The following is an 18,353-nucleotide window of genomic DNA, read 5'->3' as shown; positions in this document are numbered from 1 at the left end:
GACGTCGATCGCAAGAGACTGGCGCGGCGCACTCGATCTCGCGCTGGCCCGCGCGGCGCGTTCGATCGTCCGCAGGCAGCAGGCGCGCATTGCGACTCGGGGTCCCCGTGATTTTGATGCCGTTTACGGGCGATGAACGAGGTACGCGCGAAATTCCTATGAAGACAGATAGCAAACGTCTTGTGCTGAAATAGCAACATTACATAAACCTTTCGGCTATCCGGTGTCAAAGGAGAGTTGAGGGTTCTATGTCACCGCAGTCATTCAGCCAGTTTCCACAGGAGACTTGTGAATGAAAAGAATTATGCTGTTCCTCGCCACCAACCTCGCGGTGGTGTTGGTGCTATCGTCAGTAATGAATGTGTTGGGCGTCGGCCGCTTCCTGACCGGGAGCGGGCTCGACTTCAATGCGCTGTTCGTGTTCTCGCTGGTGATCGGCTTCGCCGGTTCCATCATTTCGCTGCTTATCTCCAAACCGATGGCGAAATGGGCAACGGGGGCGCGTGTCATCGACTCGCCGCGCGATTCGACTGAGCAATGGCTGATCGACACTGTACGGGAGCTCGCGCAGCGTGCTCGCATTCGTATGCCGGAAGTCGCAATTTTTGAAGGCGCGCCGAACGCGTTCGCCACAGGGGCTTTCAAGAATTCAGCCCTGGTGGCTGTCTCCACCGGATTGCTGCAATCGTTGAACACGGAGGAAGTGGAGGCTGTCCTTGCCCATGAGATTTCGCACGTGAGCAACGGCGACATGGTCACCTTGACGCTCATTCAGGGCGTGGTGAATACCTTCGTGATTTTCTTGGCCCGTGTGGTCGGGTACTTCGTGGACAAGACCTTGTTTCGTACCGAACGCGGTGTCGGTCCCGGGTTCTACATTACCGTTATTGTTTGCGAGATTATTTTCGGCATTCTCGCTTCGGTGATCGTCGCGTACTTCTCGCGCCGGCGCGAGTTCCGCGCTGATGCGGGCTCTGCGCAACTGCTGGCTTCTCCGCGACCGATGATCAATGCGCTGGCCCGCCTGGGTGGACTTGCACCCGGCGAACTTCCGCAATCCTTCAAGGCATCCGGCATTACCGACAAGCCGGGGTGGCTCGGGCTCTTCTCCACGCACCCACCGATCGACAGGCGCATTGCTGTGCTGCAAAGCAGCGGGTAGTCAGTAAAGCAGGGCTGCGCGCGGCATTCCAACATGCGACGTCGACGTTTAGACAAGGGTGCTCAGGCGCGGGCCGGTATGGGGCCTCCTGTAACGACCACGTGCCACGGCGCGCGGAAGCACCGGCGCGCCCGCAAATTCTCAGCGTATCTAAAGGGAAGGCGTTCATGGACGAGAGCTATCAGATGTCCCTGGTCAAGCGCATCATCCTTGCATTTCTTCTTGGCGGGCTCGTAGTGCTGAGCTACGTAGTGCTGCACCTGTTCCTGGTGCCAGTGGCCTGGGCCACCATCTTTGCCTACGTGACCTGGCCCGCTTATCGCCGCTTGCGCTCGCTTATGCGCGGGAACGCCACCGGCAGCGCGATGCTGATGACGATCATTCTCTCGGTGGCGTTCATTCTGCCGTCAATCTGGCTGATCGTGCTGCTGCGTGACGACCTGACCGCGGCCTACCAGACCGTCGCCAGCTACCTCGCCAATGGGCCGCACAAACTGCCGGAATTGATTGCGCGCGTCCCGTGGCTCGGGCTGTGGCTGCAGGATCTACTGAATCAAGTATCGGCCGATCCGATGGCTTTGCGCGCGCAAATCGCTGAGTGGGGCCGGCAGTGGACCGGGGAGGTCGGCCAGTTAGTCGGCGGCGTGGGTCGCAATGCGACGAAATTGGGCTTTGCCTTGCTGACGCTGTTTTTTATGTACCGGGACGGCGAAAGCGCGTTGGATCAAGTGCGCCGCATACTACGGCGTTTTCTGGGCGATCGCCTGGACGCCTATCTCGCTTCTATCGGCGCAACGACCAAGGCGGTCGTCTACGGGCTCGTGCTGACGGCACTGGCGCAGGGCGCGCTTGCCGGCTTGGGTTACTGGGTTGCCGGGATGCAGGCGCCGGTGTTGCTGGCTGCGTTTACGGTGCTGATCGCGTTGATACCCTTTGGCACGCCGTTCGTATGGGGATCGATCGGTGTATGGCTCCTCGTCACAGGAAAAACGATCGCCGGGGTCGGTCTTTTACTCTGGGGCGCACTGGTCGTTAGCTGGGTGGACAACCTGATTCGTCCGCTCGTGATCAGCAGCGCTACCCGGATACCGTTTCTTCTGGTCGTGTTCGGTGTGCTGGGCGGGCTTGCGGCCTTTGGCCTGGTAGGACTGTTTGTAGGTCCCGTCATCCTGGCGGTCCTGATGGCAGTGTGGCGTGGGTGGCTGGGGGAAGAGGCAACCGTGGGCACTGGAACACAAGGCTAGCCCAACGCACTGCTGAAGTGATCAACTGCTTGCTGCAATCACTCACGGCTTGGGCAACGCGGCTAAAGCGGCATCAAAATCACGGAGACGCTGGATCATCCCGCGGACGCGTGAGGAAGGTGGCGAGATCCATTCCGCTGGGAAGCAGGACCACGTCCCTATCGACGAGCGTCTGGATGCCCGCCACTCCCGGCTGGACCGCGTTCTGCCAGATTGAGAACGTCGGGCCAGCCGCCCGGGATGATGGGTGCGATCCCACGCGGCTCGAACCCTCCGTCCACGCGCTTTGTCCCATAATTGGCGATCCACAGGTGCTGCTTCGTGAACAGGCTCGCGTTCGCCATGCCGTGCGTCCAGAATGACGGGTACGTGTAAATGATCGGCGCCTTCCCGCTACCTTCCTCCACGATCAACAGGAGAACTGCAGCGACGCGACCGCCTGGTCCACGCTCACGTTATTTGGCAAGAACTCAACGTCGACCATTGGCGGCAGATCCCCCAGGTCAGCTCGGGTCACATCGGAGATCGGTTTCCGCTATATTTTCGAGAACACTCAGCTTTCCCTTACATTCACAATCGGTTTGGAACGGCGTCGCAGTTGATCGTTAAACTACGACTTCAGGAGTTCATCGTGCTGCTGTTTCTCGATACCGAGTACACCGGCTTCGGGCAACGGACTCCCCGGCTGATCAGCCCGGGGATTGTTGCCGAAGACGCTAGCCGCGAGTTTTATATTGAGTTCTCGGACACGTGGCAAATCGAAGATTGCTCAGACTTCGTCAAAAGGGAAGTTCTGCCATTGCTTGAGGGAGCGCCCCTTACGTTCGAACAAGGTCGCGTTCGCCTGCGGGAATGGTTTTTCAATGCTCCGCGTGCGGTCCGGATAGCGAGCGACTCGAGCACAGACTTTCGGTTCCTTCGGCTCTGCGGTGAAGCCTCGCCAGCGATACTGCGGCTGCTCATTCGCGAACTCGCCCGATGATCGGCCTGCCAGCGGCCGCGCGTCTGGATACGGACTTTCCCTGAATCGTGCAAGCAGCTTTGTTAGAAGCGGAATGTTGGCTATCTTTGAAGACTCACCATCTGCCAGGCGAACGAGAGAGGCAATCATGAAAGCATGGAACGTCGTGAATCTGCTCGTCGTCGTGGGATGCGTGACGTTGACGTCGAACGTCTACGCGCAAGCCAGCAACGCTATGCCGATGGGCTCGGGTCCGGTTGCAAGTTCAGGCAAGGCGACGCCAGCGGACAAGAAGCTGGCTCGGGATGTACGCAAGGCGTTGTCGAAAGCGCCCAACTTCAACGTGTCGAACGTATTCGTCAAGGCGCGCGGCGGTGTCGTGACATTATCCGGCAGCGTGTCGGACGGTCCTCAGATCCAGCAGGCCGCGGAAGTGGCGAAGGGCGTGCCGGGTGTAACGTCGGTGAGTAACCATCTGACGCTCTATACGAAAGGGTATTGACCCTTAGAGGCGGCGCCGGGAAGTACTGGCCGTTTTCAGCCGTGAATATTGCAGGAGGAGCCGACGCTTCGTGAAATTTCACGCGCTCCCTTAGCGCCTTCGATTTGCAATAGCGTTGGCAACGTTACGCCGTTCTTCGCCGCTGTCACTCGGCAAGAACCGACACGAGCATTTCAGGCAGGGCCGATCTACAGTCAAGTCGCGCCAGAGCACAGATTCATGTTCCCAGACACGGCTCCGGCGCTTCTGTGAGGGGGCTCAGCACCGCTGGTCGCGATTGGCGGTACCCCACCCTGATGCGCCATTCGAAGCCCCACTTTAGGTGACTGGTACGCAGTCAGAAGACGCCACCCCGCCGGGCAGCCTTCGACAACCAGCCGAAGCCGCCTGTCATCAGTGCGGCGTGATGTCGCCTAGCATCCGGCCATGAGGACACGTTGTGGGACAATCCAGTTCGGCAACCACCAGTCTGGAAGGCGAACGCCATGGATTCGTCATACATCAAACTGACAACCCCAATCGTCGACAGCCGGTCAGCGCTGTGGTTCTCCGCGTATGGCTTCGGCTGGGGATACTGCGCCTTCGAACTCAGACCGGAGGTTGTTTGCGAATACCTCGGAGCGGCAGACGACAGCCAGAAGCAGTTGCTGCTCGCGTTTCAGTTGGGAAAGCAAAGGTTAGTGGGAGTTGCGGAACGCAAAACACCTCCATCGAGTGGAGAGCGCATCGAGATTACTGGCCAGGATCTTTAAGCCGCGCTGCAGCAGTGCACACGACCGGCCGGTTCGGTCTAGATTGTGTTGAAAAAGTCTTGTTTTGGCTCGAAGCGCTGGAGTCCGCGGCACGTTTTCGAGTTGTGGTAATCGGCGAAGCGGCAAACTTGAACGAGGCAACGATCCCCGTTGCCCGTCATGCGACTGCCTGGTTCATCTGCTTGCTTCCTGACACTAGCCGCTTGGCCATTCTTCGCAGATTTTGCGCAGTTGCTGCCATCAGAAACTCATCATGGGCACCGCTTAGACCGCGCAGTCGCAGACGGTCCAGTTTCAAGATACGTTTGAGATGGGCGAAGAGCATTTCCACCTTCTTTCGCTCACGGCAAGATTGGTTGTATTCAGGCGTGTTCGCAATACGTCTCGTCTTGTCACGCGCAGCTTCATGGATGCTTCGAGCAATCTTGCGGAATGGTGTATTCGGGCAGCAGCGATCCTTCATCGAACAGTTCTCACAGTCAAACTGGCTTGCCCGATAGATTATCGTGTCAGCCTTCGTGACTCGCGAGCGCGGATTTCTGAACTTGCGCCGATCACTGCGTAGTGCGTGCACGGTGGGGCAGCGATATTCATTGGCCAGTTCATCCCATTTGAACTCGCTGCTGGACAATGTATTGTCCTTGCGTGCGGTTTTATCCCAGACCGGAACATGTGGTGCAATTTCCTTCTCTTCGATCATCCAGGCAAGCATCGCCGCTGAGCCATACGCGGTGTCGCCTGCAAGACGTCGAGGTTTGAGATCATGCCGCCGCTCAACGCGGTCAATCATCGTTCTGGTCGATTCCACTTCGTGCGACCGGTTCGCGGGCGTCGCCTCGACGTCCACGATGATCCCTGCCTGCAGGTCAATCAGATAATTGGTCGAGTAGGCGAAGAACGGCAAGCCGCCCTTCGCGGCTGTCCAGCTCGCGGCGGGATCCGTCAGAGATACCCTCTTTGGCGGCGTCGATGTCGCTGCCTTCTCCGCCACTTCGGTGCTTGCCGGATTCGCTTCTTCCAATGCTTCCAGATACTCCCGCACTGCACGGCTTTGGCCCTTGACGCAACCCCAGTCGATGGGCTCAGAACCCGGAACACCGCGTTACAGAGCTCGCATCGGCTCTGATGATGCTCGCGTCAATCGCGAATCCTTCACCCTTTACGAGCCCTTCGGACATGCATCGACCCACTACCGACTCGAACACATGGCGTAGCACATCGCTATCGCGGAAGCGACCGTGGCGGTTCTTGGAGAATGTCGAGTGTTCCGGTACGGCGTCCTCCAGGCTCAGGCGGCAGAACAATCGATACGCCAGATTCAGATGCACCTCTTCGCATGGCCTGCGCTCTGACCGGATGCCGAAACAGTAGCCGACGATCAACATGCGGATCATGAGCTCCGGATCAATCGATGGCCGTCCCATCGGACTGTAGTACGGCGCGAGATGCCGGCGTAGATCACTCAGATCCAGGAAGTGATCAATGCCTCTCAACAGGTGCTCGCGAGGGACGTGATTATCGAGGTTGAACGAGTAGAAAAGTTTGTGCTGTCCGCTGCCCAGTTGACCCATCATGACGAATCACTCCCGTCGATCGATGTCTTCCAGGATACCGAACAATCCGCGCGTCGGCAGACTTTTTCAACACAATCGTTTAAGCACCCGTCATTCGCGCATGAAGTCGGACCTGGCCGACCTCTGCCTGACGCGATCGGCGGCACGCGACCCATGAGCGACAGATCGCCTTCCTCTGGAGCGGACATTCATGCCGCTCTTCAGCGGCCAAAAAACATGCTGCGTGGCTTATACGCAAGCCGAAGGCATGACAACACGTTCTGGCCCGTCGGAAGACTGTTCATCCGCTCATGAGCGCTGGGCCGGCAAGCATTCAATGCAAAGGCGACCATCTTTCCGGCAAACATATCGTCGACGTTGCTCTCTCAATCTGTTCGGGACCACCTTTCGGCGGCCAAAGACCTTCGGCGTAATGCCGCCTTCTTAACGCAATGCGCTCTTCCAGACTCGAGAATCCCCAGATATGCGTAATGCGCGGTGGTCCATCGAGTGCGTACATATTGCCGATTAGATGTGACGTGTAGGCATGCGCCGAACCCACGGCGTGTTCCCAGGCGGTAATGGTCGGCGCAATGCCTCCTGCTTTCAGCCAATAGCGGCGAATCTCGTAGAAGTCGCCAAACGTAAGATCAAGCTGGATATCGTCGCCACCGACGCGCTCGCGGATCTGTTCGACGAGGGTTTTGAGGCTGCAATTCGCATCGGCGCTTTGGCCAACCCGGAAACGGTGGCGCGCCCTCTTGCGCCGTATCGGCTGGTGCTATGCGCGTCGCCCGGCTATGTCGACGTACACGGCGCGCCGATCACGCCGCAAGCGCTTGGCGAGCATCAATGCCTCACCTATGCATACCCGCCGCGATCGGAATGGCACGCCGCGCAACCCGGATGGACGCTGCAGGGACCGGATGGGCCGGTCAGCGTCCCCCTGGATGGCAGACTGAAAATCGACAATGCCGAAGCGTTGCGCCGGGCAGCATTGAGAGGACTAGGTATCGCGCTGCTCCCTTCCGTGTTGATACACGAGGACATGCGCGAGAAGCGTCTGATCGAGATCTTGCCGGACTTCGCCGCGCCCGAACGGTCGATGAGGCTTCTCCATCTCCAAGAACGGCAGAGATCGCCGAAGCTTCGTGGTTTTATTGAGTTTGTAGTTGAGCGGTTTGGTGCCGACACGGGGCGCCCGATGTAATTGCGGCGCCCCCGCATGAGGCGTCGTCAGATCTGTCGAACATGGGCATTTACGTCTCCCGTCACAGATCCGGTTGGCATCTCGATCGTTGATTGAAAATCATCTAGCGGGCCTCCGCGGCCGCCCTGACGGGTGGCCGGGTTAGAGTGAGTTTGCCAACAGCGCTTTAACCGGAAGGAGGCCCATCATGAACTATAGCGGCATTGACCTGCATTCGAACAACAGCGTGGTAAGCGTGATCGACGAAACGGACCGCGTGGTCGCCGAGAAGCGGCTGCCGAACGAGCTGGCCAGGATCCTGACGTTCCTTGCCCCGTGGCAAGCCGAGCTGGCTGGCGTCGTAATCGAATCGACGTATAACTGGTACTGGCTTGTCGACGGCCTGCAGGCCGTCGGCTTCGTGGTGCATCTGGCCAACACCACCGCGATCAGGAAATACGATGGGCTCAAGCACAGTGGCGATGAGACCGACGCGCGCTACCTGGCTCACCTGTTGCGCCTGGGGATACTCCCGACAGGCACCATCCTGCCACCACAACAGCGTGCCGTCCGTGATCTTGCGAGGAAACGCATGCAGCTCGTGCGAAGCCGCACGAGCCACATTCTCGCGGTGGAGAACATAACGGCACGCCAGTTCGGCAAGCGAATCACGAGCAATCAGGTCATCCGACTCGACGAAGAAACCATCAAACAAATGCGCCTGCCAGAAGACGTCGCACTCGCGCTTCGGGCCAACGTCGCGGTCATCACGACGCTTTGCGCGCAGATCGCTATCGTGGAAAGCGTCTTCAACAAAATGTCGCGCCAGACGCGGACTACACCCTGCTGACCACGGTGCCGGGCATCGGCCAAACCCTTGCAACTGTCATTCTGCTGGAGGTGGGCACCATCGAGCGCTTCGCCAACGCCGGTAACTTCGCCTCCTATGCGCGGTGCGTGGACAGCCAGCGTATAAGCAACGGCAAAAAGAAAGGCGAAGGCAACACAAAGAATGGCAACCCGTATCTGTCCTGGGCGTTCATCGAGGCGGCCAATTTTGCGCTGCGCTATTGCGCCGAGGCCAAACGTTTCTACGAGCGAAAGAAAGGCAAGACCAATACCATCCTGGCGCGCAAGGCCTTGGCGCACAAGCTCGCCCGCGCATGCTTCCATATGCTGAAGGAGCACAAACCATTCGATATGACGCGCTGCTTCTCATAAGAGTTTCGACGGCGACCGGCAAGCCCTGATTGTTGACTGGCGAACAGCCACCGAGATTGAATGGGATGCCGTGCCGCCGTCCCCGATATGCAGTAAAAGCGGATCGCCCGGAATGCGAGCCAGCTGTGGATTGGCGCCGACAACCCGGCAGCCCACGCAATTGTGCGAACCCCATGGACGCATTACGGCACCAAAATTCTTCCGGGGCGGCATGGCCGCCAGGGCGAAAGGCACCCGCAGTATGGCCCTTCGCTTGATCCAGATGGGTGTCTGGCGCGTTCCGTCGCAGCCAGCAAATGAAGAAACGGGCGCGGTTGGCTGCTGCATTCGGAGAACTGGGAAACGGCTGCTGGTGCAGCCGGGGATGTGGATTGCTCACTTGACACCGGCCCGCTAATGGGCGTTAACAATCGACGAGCCGAGACGATGGTCTTGACGCAGCTTCCTTTCCACCAGGCAGAAGACGTCAATGATGAAATTGCTGACTGTTCGCGTTAAACCTCGCGTTCGGATTTGCGCATGTCCTTGGTCCGGGTACAGCACACATCAGAGGCAGTGAACCGGTTTTGACCGCCGCAACTTAGGGACATCAGACAGATGTGAGCGTAAGCCCGGCAGCGTAGAAGGACGTCTAGCGCTACCGGGTCATCCCCTACGCGACGAAACGGCACTCCGACGCGGGTGTCCGCGTATCCATGTTCCTTCCGCGGTTCATATGGTCGTCGATTTCAGCCGCGCAACCGAGCATGCGGGGGTATAGAAATATAGTGAAGGCGGCCGTCTCCAAGGCGTTGCGGGAATAGGTTCCGTCACGATATGGCTGCCAGAGCATCTTGAGCAGCAACGCGGCAATCACCGCGTCGACGTTGACGCAGTAGACGTTTCGCGAAACCCCGGCGTCGAACAGACTTTGCACCAACGTCCGATAGAAGTCGTGGAAGATGTTATATTCGTCGCGCTCGGCGAACAACTGCCGAACGAACACTTCACGTGGATCGTGGTTGACCGGCTTGTCCTTAAACACCGGATGATTCACGCCGGGAATCTTCTGAATGTCGAGGCTGCCGCTCGTTTTTTTGCTCGATTTGTATTTGGCATAACTTTCCACGTACATCATCGCCAGTGCTTTCAGATCGAGCCCGTGAGCCGGGTCGCCCGGGTCAGTCAGTCCACTATCCCTGAACTGGTCGAGCAAAAATGCAATTCCCTCGAATCCATTTCCGCCGTGCGTATAACCGCTGTGCGTCAGGAAGCCGATTAACGCCTTGTTGAGCTGGACGCGTTCGGGGTCTTCGGGACCGTCAGCAGAGACCGCACCTTTCGCACCCTGCGCGGAAATCGTCCCTGGCCCGTTCGACAGCAGCAGCCCGACCAGCAGCTGGAAGGAAAACAGATCGCCGGTGCCTGGCGACAGTCCAAACAAGGAACGAAAGGCGGTTTCACCAAGCGACCGCTGCTCCAGGATTGCTTTCGTTTCGACGCCGCAGAAGCTGTCCGGGCAGTGCTGATCCGACGGCACCGACGCTCCGATTAAAGAACCGAACAGCTGTATCCACCAGGGAAGGCTCTCAGCCGAAAGGCGTGAAATGCGTTTGCGCATGAGCGGTCCCCATGCGAGCGTCGCGCAAATGGCTGCCAGTACGCCATCGGTAGTCGGCTTGCCGGGCAGGCTTTCAACATATTGCACGAATGTCGACTTCACGTCGCGAGCTTTGAGTCCCGCCAGGATTGCGCGGGCCCGCAAATCCGGTTCACTGCCGACGAACAGGTTGAGGTCGGTGACTTCGGCGCGCGAAAAGTCGAAACTCTCATCCATCGCGTTCTCGAGCTTCACCGTGGCAAAAGCGTCGATTAGAGCGCGGACCGCCTGGCGGGGCCCGGCTTGCCCCCGCGGCCCGATGATACTCGCCGCCGCTGCAAGGACAGTGTTTGGTGCATTACCGGCATCCCGTGCCGCCTGGGCAGCCGCAAGTGCGGGATGTCCATACAGGTTCAGGAACGCACTCACAGCGACATTGATTAGCGCGCGGTCGTTCATCCCGCCGGGTTCGTGGAGCAGCGCGAGGCTTACGTTTGTCTCAAGGGGGTACTGCGCCGCATCAAGCATCGAAACGCCGTACAGACTGGTCACCTGCGACTTCGGGTCCATCTGCGACGCGCCAGAAGCATCCTTCATCGACTGTCGCGGTGGTACAGCTCCAACCTGTTTGTCGAGCGCGGCAATCTGGGCATCGTATGGGGCCGTCGCCTGCACGACAGGCAAATCGAGCGCCTGCGGCAGGCTCAATCCGCGGTGACTGCTAAACCACGGTTTTAATGCGAGGTTACCTTCCGGCTCGAAATCTGGCCTGCAGGCGTTTTCGCGCATCACAGCCGTGAGTGCTGCGGGTATGTGCGCGATGTTCGTGACAAGCGCACCCTTTGCCGACACGGCCGGATTGTCCGGTGTGAACACACTTGACACCCCGAATTTATCGAGAAACCATTGTTCTTTCGATGCGGCGTCGTCCGCGCCTCCGGACATAGCACCCGCGTGTCCGACAGCACGGGTCAGCTTTGACTTCCAGCGACCCACGACGCACGCAACCACCGGCTTCGTAAAGTTGGCGTCGAGCTCGTAGTAGCCGCCCGGTTCAACATAAAGAACGGCGGCCTTGCTTCGCGCGTCGTTTGCCAGCGCCGCAGCAAACTCCGGCGCCGCGAACTGTATGTAGACGTCTTTGCCACTTGAGATGGCTGTAGTCGTGCCCCATCCGGCCATACGCAGGTAGGTTGCGATGGTAGTCGTGAAGTTGCCCGAGTTGGAAAACAAGGCAATCGAGCCCCGCCGCAATGCCTCTTCAGGATTGTCGCCGCCCAGCGCTCCGCCGATACGCACCTGGTTCCAAGCGTCAGCTACGCCAAGGCTGTTGCCGCCAAAAATGTCGACGCCATTGGACTGGCCCATCGCGCGGATTTCGCGGGAGTCACTGACAGCCAGCTTTTCGGTGACGATGAAAATCTTCTTCAGTTCCGGGTTGACGCGGATAAGCTCAGCCACGCCATCCCGTGCCGCCGAAGGAGGCAGGTAGATGACGCCGCAGTTGAACCGGTGACCATCGTTCAGGCCTTCAAGGACATTGTTGTAGACCGGCACGCTTCCAAGTGCCGTTTCCAGTACCTGTCCGCGCTTTCCTGGAGCCGTGCCAAACACCACATTGCCGCCGGAATATGCATGACCGACCGGGGTAACATCGCTCGACTCACCACCCAAGATGTTGAGCACGCAAACGCGGTCATCCTTTGTGGCAATTTGGGATAACGAACTAATTCCTACGAAGTATTTAAACTCGCCGATGCCCTGCTTGTACATAGTAATACTCCTCAGTCGATGAGACGCTCAGGCAGTCTGTTTGAACGAGATTCCCAGCTTCGCGGCAATCTGCTCACGGCCACCTGCTTTCATCCATTGGTCCACCTCTTTCGCGTACAGGACCACCTCGCTCATGTCCGAGTCAAAGCCGAAGAAGGTGTACGGCAATCCCAGCGAATCGAGCGTGTCGCGCAACGCTCCCATTCCGCGAACCAGATTCGGACCGCCACGGCCGACCACCACATAGAGCGGCGTCGGGCCGTGCTGACTGAAGTGCTCGCGTAACGCGTCGGCCATTGCGCGAAACGTTTCAAAAATATCCGTGTTGTTTGACTTTCCACCAATAATGAACAGAACATTGCTTTGCTGAATCCAGTGCTTGAAACAGATGCGGGCGACTTCCTTCATTTTTTCGTAGGGTGGGTTGCCGCCGAAATCTGACGAGATGATGGCGTCGTCTCCGAGCATTTGCGTGACAAGGGAGTTCGCACCGCCACCGAAGGTTGGCGCGAGAATGCTACCCTTGGCGTTAATGACGTAGACGTCGCTCTGCCCCTGATACGTGCGAAGCTGATTGATTTCCTGTTCGAAGTCTGAATAATCGACCGCGAAGAGATGCGTGGGCAGGTCGAGGCGCTGCCAGCGCGGGTCATCACGGTCGAAGCCGCATTTGAAGTCACAGGCGACGGGTGTCAGCCGTCCCTTGCTATCCTCACGCATCCGGATTGGATTGAGTTCGAGGGTCGTCATTCCGAACCCGTGGTAGAGCTCCCACAACTTGGGGAGGTGCTGCACAAGCGGCGAGATAATCTGTTTGGGTGCGCCCAGCGTCGAAAGCGCGTTCGCCACGACGAACGCCTTGAGCCCGGTGAGCGGGTCAAACGGAATCTGCACAACTTGCGACTTGTCCAGTTCCTCGATGTCGACGCCACCGTGATGTGTGAGCGTCATCGTCGGTGCGCGGAAGTGTGTCGAGTCGGTAATCGAGAAATAGACCTCGTACTCGGCCGGCACACCCGCCTCAAAGGTCACACCGTTGGCTTTCGACACAGTATTGGCAACGTGGTGTTCGACGAAGTAAAGACGCTCCTTCTCCTTCAAGGCGGTCGTCAGGTCAGTCGCGCGGCCAATCAGACCGGCCTTGCCCTTTTTGCCAACGCCGCCCTTGAAAACCGGCTTGATGAAAATCATCCCGTGTTTTTTCAGCATCGCTCGAATCTGCTCTTCGCTGGCGTCCGGACCCAGAATTTCGGGTGTCGGAAAACCCACGAACTGCAGCAATCTGGCGCCGTGCAACATACCGGTGACTTGCATGATGACCTCAGGAAGTGAGTTGGGAAATCGGTGTCGCCGGGACAATATCCCTCATGGGGTCTTTGTCGAACCCGTAAAACGAGTGCGGTGTTGAGCACAGGATTGCCTCCACAAGCGGAGGCGCAAGATGTAAGTCCAGAAACGCGCCAAGCGTCTGCCTGTAGTCCGTCGCGTGTTCAAACTGCGTGTGCGGCCAGTCGCTACCCCACATCAGGCGTTCGGTGCCAAATGCGTTTATGAGCTGGTCCGTGGCATCGCACATAAAATTCGAGGCGGGTCCCGAGCAGCGATAAGCGCCCGAAATCTTTACCCACACGCGGCCAGAAGGGCCAAACTCCAACAGGTCGTGGAAGCCCGGGTCGCGTGTGCCGCTGTCCGGGTCAGGGCGGCCAAAATGGTCAACCACGATTGGCAAGCCCACATCCAGCAAAGTGTTGACGAGCGGCGCCAGGTCCGACGCCTCCCTGTGCAACTCAACATGCCAGCCTAGTTTTGATAACTGCCGCCAAAGCATCACGTACGGGGCAGTGCTGAGGTCGGGGAGCGTCTGCCCGACAAGGTTGAGACGCACGCCCGTCACACCCTGGCAGTTCAGCCGCACCAGGTCGTCTTCTGAAATATCGGGGGACACGACTGCCACACCGCGCAGCCGGCTTATGTCTCTGGTCAGCGCCTGTAAAAGATGGCTGTTATCGGTGCCGAGAAAGCTTGGCTGGACAAGGACGGCATTGCCAATATCGTTCTCGTCCAGAACCTTCCGGTAGGCGTCCAGGGTTGCGTCGTAGTCGGGTGCGTAGCGCCGTCCGTCCGCGAGCGGCAGCGTCCGGGCAAACACGTGCGCGTGCGTGTCAACGCGTGGCAGCCGTGGCTGCGCGATGGATGGTGCCTGGGTCATCGCTGGCTCCGGGGATGGTCAAGCGCTAATTCGGCGTCGGCGACCCGTTGTGAAGCCTGTTCGACGCCGGACGGCCGCAACCGCTTGCCGCGCGTTTCGGGAAGCAGCAACACGGCAACCATCGCCAGCCCGTACGCAATTGCGGCATCGATACCAATCGCTGCTCCCAGCGACATCGAATGACTCATGTACCCGACCAGCACCGGGAAACCCGCCGAGGCGATGCGGCCGAAGTTGTAGCAAAAGCCGACGCCTGTCCCGCGCATGTCCGCAGGATAGAGTTCGTTGAAAAGTGCGCCCAGGCTGGCCGGGATGCCGGCGGCGAAAAAGCCTAGCGGGAAGCCCAGAACAAGCATCTGCGTGTTGCTCAATGGAAGCATCACGTAGGCGAGCACGGTGACGATGCAAGAAAATGCAAAAAATGCGATGTTGCGACGCCGTCCGATACGGTCGAGCAGGTAAGCGCTCGCCATACAGCCGCACCAGAAAGCCACGATAACAACCGCAAGATACCCACCGGTGTTGAGGACCGACAGATGTCTTTCCTTGGAGAGGAAGGTCGGCAGCCAGGTCATGATGGCGTAGTATCCGCCGTGTGCGCCTGTGCCCAGAATCGCCCCGATAACGGTGGTTTTGATGACGCGCGGCTGGAATACTTGCGCGATTTGCGTCCACACAGAAACCGCTGGTTCAGCGCGAGACGGCTCAACGCGCACAGGTTCGCGCAGATTGCGGCGGACGTAAAGGACGAGAAGCGCGGGCAGCAGGCCAACACCGAACATGACACGCCACGCCGTGTCTGACGGCAACCACGAAAAAGCTGCGGCATACAACAGCACTGCGCCGGCCCAGCCGACGGCCCAGGCGCTCTGTACCGCGCCCATGGCCTTGCCGCGGTGTTCCGTCCGGATGGTCTCAGCCATCAACACGGCGCCTGCAGCCCACTCTCCGCCGAACCCGAATCCTTGCAGGGCCTTCAGGACCAGTAGTTGAGGAAAACTCTGGGCGAAGGCACAAAGGAATGTGAATCCTGCAAACCAGAGAATCGTAATCTGCAGCGTCCGCACCCGACCAATCCTGTCGGACAAGGCGCCCGCCAACCAGCCGCCCATCGCCGATGACACCAACGTCACGCCGCTGATTGCGCCCGCCTGCGTGTGGTCGATGCCGTACGCTGCGATGATTGCGGGGATTGCCAGGGTAAACATCTGCACATCGAGAGCATCGAGACCCCAACCCGCGAAACATCCCCAGAAGGTGTTCCGTTCGAGAGGTGTGCCTTGCTTGTACCAAGTGAACATCGCCGTCTCCAAGGTAAATTCATATATTCATGTATATGACTATATGTTTAGTTTAGGCGCCTCGACGAAGAAGTCATTGGGGATTTACCCTTGTTCGTGCAGATGTTGTACAGTGACTATTCCTGTGAACAACTATATGAATCATGGATATGCAGTCGTTCTCGGCCAAGCCAGACGGTCGATTGCCCCGATACCAGCAGCTACGCGATGACCTGGTGCGCCGCATCGCGGAGGGCGAGTGGGCGCCAGAAAAGGCAATTGACACAGAGGCGGAGCTCAGCCTGTTTTATAACGTGTCGACCGGCACACTTCGGAAAGCCATTGATTTGCTGGTGGCCGACGGAGTGCTCACCCGCACCCAGGGAAAGGGGACCTTTGTCCGGCGCCCGCGCTTTGATTCGTCGTTGTTCCGCTTCTTCCGATTCAAGTCAGCTGACGGGAAGCCGGTCCGACCGACGGCGAAGGTGCTCAGTCGCGAGGTCGTCAAGCCAAACGAGACGATTCGCTCAACCTTGCAGATGAAGGCGACGGAGAAGGCTGTTCATCTCTCGCGGGTACGACTGATTGAGGGACAACCGGTTTTGTCGGAAGAAATATGGCTTCCACGAAGCCGTTTCGAAGTGCTGGCGACTCTGCCCCTTGGTGGCTTCGAAGATTTGCTTTATCCGCTCTACGAGCGGCTTTGCCGCCAAATCGTCGCATCCGCAACCGAGATTCTGAACGTCGAACAGGCGACGGACGCTGATGCAGCGCTCTTGCATATCGACGTTGGCAGCCCGGTAATCCTTGTGCACCGTGTGGCATCCGATTTCGCCGGGACGCCTATTGAATGGCGCACCACGCGTGGTGCTGCTGCAGCGTTCCAGTATCAGGTCGATATTCGCTGACAACGCGACTCCCTCGCCGCGTTCGGTGCCGTCATAGGGACCGACAACGCGAACTGACTCTCTGTCACCCGGCAAGTCGCATTTTTCCCGCGACTTTCAGGGCTCTACACCTCGTTCGCCGAATACATCACTGGTCGCCAGCTGCGGCCGCAGCTCGCTTGCGTGCGCTCGTCCGGGTTATACCTCATTGCAGCCCGACCTCAAACATACAAACATATACATGACTATATCAATCTGCTTGTTTTCGTCTGACTGACCGTTTTCGAAACGCCAGTCGAGCGACAGCGGGCATGGAACTTGGAGCGAACATGTCTACGTCCGTAACACGTGAGCAGCAGATAATGAAGAAAATGGCATGGCGGCTGATGCCGCTGCTGATTGTCATGTTTCTCATCGCATTCATTGACCGGCAGAACGTGGGCTTCGCGAAACTGGAAATGGTTCAGGCACTCGGCATGACGGAAGCCGCGTATGGCCTTGGAGCGTCGCTGTTTTTCATTGGCTATCTCCTGTTTGAGGTGCCCAGCACACTGGCGCTTCATCGTTTTGGGGCCCGGACGTGGCTCGCTCGCATCATGATTACGTGGGGCGTCGTTACAGTGCTAATGGCGTTCACCAGGTCCCTGCCAGCTTTTTACTCGTTCCGGTTTGCGCTGGGCGTTGCTGAAGCCGGCTTTTATCCAGGCGTCATTTACTACCTGACGCAGTGGTTTCCTCAAAGCTACCGGACACGTGTGCTTGGCCTTTTTACCCTCGGCAGTTCGCTGGCAAACATGCTTGGCGCGCTGGTCGGAGGGCTGCTCCTTTCCCTGGGCGGAACACTGGGACTGGCGGGTTGGCAATGGGTCTTCCTTGCCACCGGTGTTCCGGCAATACTGATTGCCTTCGTAGCGCTTAACTATCTACCGAGCTCCGTCAAGGAAGCGAACTTCCTTTCCCAGGACGAGAAGGACATTGTGGCCGCAGCGCTTGTGCGCGAAGCGTCCCCGGAAGCAAAGGAATCCCGGCCATGGGCGGCATTGCTCGACCCGAAGGTCCTCATGTTTGCAGCAACCTACATGCTGATGTCGACGTCGCTCTACGGCGTGACATACTGGCTGCCCACCTTGGTTAAGAGCTGGGGCGTTTCGTCGAGCATCAATGGCCTGCTCAACATGATTCCGTGGGCACTCGCGGCTCTTCTCCTGCTTTGGCTTCCCGGAAAGCTCAAACGTGAACAGGTGGTGTTAAAAGCAATGGCCATAGTCGCCGGCATCGGCGTCGTATGCTTTGCATCGAGCCTCGTGTTGCCGACTGTATCGTTGCGCTTCATTGCTTTGTGTCTGGGTGGAGCTTGTATTCCTCTGCTGTACCCTTGCTTCTGGTCGCTCCCACCGCGCTTCTTCTCTGGCGCTCGAGCCGCCGCAAGTGTCGCTGCCATCAACTGCATTGGAAACCTTGGAGGGTTCTTCGGACAGAACCTCATGCCGTACGTTGGCAAGGTAACCAACAGTCATGTTGCACCAATGCTTGTTCCGACTGCATGCCTGTTAGCTCTCGCAATCGGGACCGCGATTGCGTGGACAGTCGGTGGGCATCGCAGGGCGGCGCTTGCATCGTCAACGGTTCCGCTTTGATGAGAGCGCTGACACGCCTGGGCTCTTTGCACAGATGCAACTTGCACTTATTCGAGCCGCACTTTTCGACTGGTTGCAGGCTGAGTGCGGTTCAACATCGCGAACGGTTAAAGCCATCCGGGCTAGCTGGAGGCAGTTCCGTAGCAAGGCTCAAATCGAGCGCTCGTCGCCCTTTGTGCTTCTTCGGATATATGACGGGTGGTACGCCTGTAACCCCATCGTTTGTACGAGGTGAACGACCGCTTACGAGCTAGCTGAATGTCTCTTCGGGGTCGAAGAACGAAACCGCTCGCGCGGTAGGGGGCTCCGGCTAGACGTGGTGGTTTGTGAGGGGTCGGCTGCGCGGTTCCGTATGTTGGCGAATGAGGCAATCCGCCTCGTTCGCCAGCAGGAGCCGAATCATG

The 18,353-nt window shown here is 58.5% G+C and carries 15 protein-coding genes and 2 pseudogenes; 10 read left to right on the top strand and 7 right to left on the bottom strand.

The annotated features are described in order from the left end of the window. Positions 1-292 precede the first annotated feature (292 nt). Together htpX and F6X39_RS34910 are read left to right on the top strand one after the other, a co-directional pair. Positions 293-1,162: a protease HtpX gene (gene htpX, locus F6X39_RS34915; protein ID WP_187619967.1), complete on the top strand. Its 870-nt coding sequence runs from the start codon at positions 293-295 to the stop codon at positions 1,160-1,162. Between the two features lie 167 nt (positions 1,163-1,329). Beyond that, on the top strand, positions 1,330-2,406 hold the full coding sequence (locus tag F6X39_RS34910) for an AI-2E family transporter (RefSeq protein WP_187619966.1): 1,077 nt from the start codon (positions 1,330-1,332) through the stop codon (positions 2,404-2,406). A gap of 158 nt (positions 2,407-2,564) precedes the next feature. Here the strand turns inward: F6X39_RS34910 and F6X39_RS37745 are convergent, their stop codons facing one another. After that, positions 2,565-2,813, bottom strand: coding sequence for a GH25 family lysozyme (locus tag F6X39_RS37745; RefSeq protein ID WP_410450717.1), 249 nt, complete (start codon positions 2,811-2,813; stop codon positions 2,565-2,567). A gap of 224 nt (positions 2,814-3,037) precedes the next feature. On the opposite strand from F6X39_RS37745, the gene F6X39_RS34900 reads away from it, so the two are divergent. From F6X39_RS34900 to F6X39_RS34890, 3 genes are all read left to right on the top strand, one after another. Further along, on the top strand, positions 3,038-3,388 hold the full coding sequence (locus F6X39_RS34900) for a hypothetical protein (RefSeq protein WP_187619964.1): 351 nt from the start codon (positions 3,038-3,040) through the stop codon (positions 3,386-3,388). 127 nt (positions 3,389-3,515) lie between these two features. After that, positions 3,516-3,869, top strand: a complete 354-nt coding sequence (locus F6X39_RS34895) for a BON domain-containing protein (RefSeq protein WP_187619963.1) — start codon at positions 3,516-3,518, stop codon at positions 3,867-3,869. 485 nt (positions 3,870-4,354) lie between these two features. Further along, positions 4,355-4,621 carry a hypothetical protein gene (locus tag F6X39_RS34890; protein WP_187619962.1) on the top strand — a complete coding sequence of 89 codons (267 nt, stop codon included), beginning with the start codon at positions 4,355-4,357 and terminating at the stop codon, positions 4,619-4,621. A 157-nt stretch (positions 4,622-4,778) separates the two neighbouring features. On the opposite strand, the pseudogene F6X39_RS34885 reads toward F6X39_RS34890, so the two are convergent. Together F6X39_RS34885 and F6X39_RS34880 are read right to left on the bottom strand one after the other, a co-directional pair. Next, positions 4,779-6,195, bottom strand: a pseudogene (locus F6X39_RS34885) (IS1182 family transposase). A 313-nt stretch (positions 6,196-6,508) separates the two neighbouring features. After that, positions 6,509-6,757 carry an NIPSNAP family protein gene (locus F6X39_RS34880; protein ID WP_316251754.1) on the bottom strand — a complete coding sequence of 83 codons (249 nt, stop codon included), beginning with the start codon at positions 6,755-6,757 and terminating at the stop codon, positions 6,509-6,511. Between the two features lie 63 nt (positions 6,758-6,820). Here F6X39_RS34880 and F6X39_RS34875 point away from each other — a divergent pair. From F6X39_RS34875 to F6X39_RS37185, 3 genes and pseudogenes are all read left to right on the top strand, one after another. Continuing rightward, positions 6,821-7,384 (top strand): annotated as a pseudogene (locus F6X39_RS34875) (LysR substrate-binding domain-containing protein); the annotation flags it as partial. A 187-nt stretch (positions 7,385-7,571) separates the two neighbouring features. After that, positions 7,572-8,213 (top strand): IS110 family transposase, encoded by a 642-nt coding sequence (locus F6X39_RS37190; RefSeq protein ID WP_262414916.1) that lies wholly within the window; start codon positions 7,572-7,574, stop codon positions 8,211-8,213. Beyond that, positions 8,141-8,584: a transposase gene (locus F6X39_RS37185; RefSeq protein ID WP_262414915.1), complete on the top strand. Its 444-nt coding sequence runs from the start codon at positions 8,141-8,143 to the stop codon at positions 8,582-8,584. The genes F6X39_RS37190 and F6X39_RS37185 overlap by 73 nt, the downstream gene beginning before the upstream one ends. Before the next feature lie 652 nt (positions 8,585-9,236). On the opposite strand, the gene F6X39_RS34865 is transcribed toward F6X39_RS37185, so the two are convergent. The 4 genes from F6X39_RS34865 to F6X39_RS34850 are packed head-to-tail and all read right to left on the bottom strand — an operon-like array spanning position 9,237 to position 15,446. Beyond that, positions 9,237-11,936, bottom strand: a complete 2,700-nt coding sequence (locus F6X39_RS34865; RefSeq protein WP_187619961.1) for a CoA-binding protein — start codon at positions 11,934-11,936, stop codon at positions 9,237-9,239. Positions 11,937-11,963: 27 nt separating this feature from the next. Continuing rightward, positions 11,964-13,250 carry an ATP citrate lyase citrate-binding domain-containing protein gene (locus F6X39_RS34860; protein ID WP_187619960.1) on the bottom strand — a complete coding sequence of 429 codons (1,287 nt, stop codon included), beginning with the start codon at positions 13,248-13,250 and terminating at the stop codon, positions 11,964-11,966. A gap of 7 nt (positions 13,251-13,257) precedes the next feature. Beyond that, the gene (locus tag F6X39_RS34855; protein WP_187619959.1) at positions 13,258-14,145 is read right to left on the bottom strand and encodes an amidohydrolase family protein; all 888 of its coding nucleotides are present in this window, start codon (positions 14,143-14,145) and stop codon (positions 13,258-13,260) included. After that, positions 14,142-15,446, bottom strand: a complete 1,305-nt coding sequence (locus F6X39_RS34850) for an MFS transporter (RefSeq protein WP_187619958.1) — start codon at positions 15,444-15,446, stop codon at positions 14,142-14,144. Before F6X39_RS34850 ends, F6X39_RS34855 begins: the two co-directional genes overlap by 4 nt. Positions 15,447-15,589: 143 nt before the next feature. Here F6X39_RS34850 and F6X39_RS34845 point away from each other — a divergent pair, with 143 nt between their 5' ends. Together F6X39_RS34845 and F6X39_RS34840 are read left to right on the top strand one after the other, a co-directional pair. Next, complete coding sequence (locus F6X39_RS34845) at positions 15,590-16,333, top strand: GntR family transcriptional regulator (protein ID WP_187619957.1); 744 nt, start codon at positions 15,590-15,592, stop codon at positions 16,331-16,333. Positions 16,334-16,641: 308 nt separating this feature from the next. Next, complete coding sequence (locus F6X39_RS34840) at positions 16,642-17,949, top strand: MFS transporter (RefSeq protein ID WP_187619956.1); 1,308 nt, start codon at positions 16,642-16,644, stop codon at positions 17,947-17,949. Positions 17,950-18,353 lie beyond the last annotated feature (404 nt).

Origin of the sequence: Paraburkholderia sp. UCT2 (assembly GCF_014397665.1) — a bacterium.
Lineage (GTDB): Bacteria > Pseudomonadota > Gammaproteobacteria > Burkholderiales > Burkholderiaceae > Paraburkholderia > Paraburkholderia tuberum.
The sequence above is the reverse complement of the archived record's forward strand: the minus strand, read 5'-3'. Positions and strand labels throughout refer to the sequence as shown.